The following is a 499-nucleotide window of genomic DNA, read 5'->3' on the forward strand; positions in this document are numbered from 1 at the left end:
GCGGCGGCCATCGCCTCGAACTCGGCGCCGCTGATGGTCGAGACCTGGGTCGTGCGCACCATCGGGCTGGGCTGCGGACGAAACAGCGCCCCGCCCAGGATCGCCCACAGGATCAGAGAGCCGTGCGCGACCCCCGAGACCCAGTAACCGATGCGCCCTTCGCGTTCGTCCATTGTTCAGCCGTCCATCCGCGGTCCGCCGGTCTCGGTGACCAGGACGATGTCGGTGATGCCCGCCGCGTTCAGCGCGCCCATGATCTGGACCACGCGGGCATAGGGGATGGTACCGTCGGCACGCAGAAACACCCGGCCCGACTGCCGTTCCGCCAGGATCGTGCGCAGCGTCGTCACGACCTGCTCGTCCGCCACCGGCTGGTCCATGATCGTCAGCGACCCCTCGACCGGGATCGACACCATCAACGGCTCCTCGTCCTCGTTGGGGACGGCGTTGGCGGCGGTTTCGGGCAGGTTCAGCGGAACGCCCGCCGTCATCAGCGGCG

Annotated in this window: 1 protein-coding gene; it reads right to left on the bottom strand. The window is 69.1% G+C overall.

From position 1 onward, the window contains the following. Positions 1-176: 176 nt before the first annotated feature. Positions 177-499 (bottom strand): biopolymer transporter ExbD (locus tag TW83_RS16220; RefSeq protein WP_045983821.1); only part of this gene is annotated, 323 nt, incomplete at its 5' end.

It is taken from the genome of Paracoccus sp. S4493, from assembly GCF_000967735.1.
Classification (GTDB): Bacteria; Pseudomonadota; Alphaproteobacteria; order Rhodobacterales; family Rhodobacteraceae; genus Paracoccus; species Paracoccus marcusii.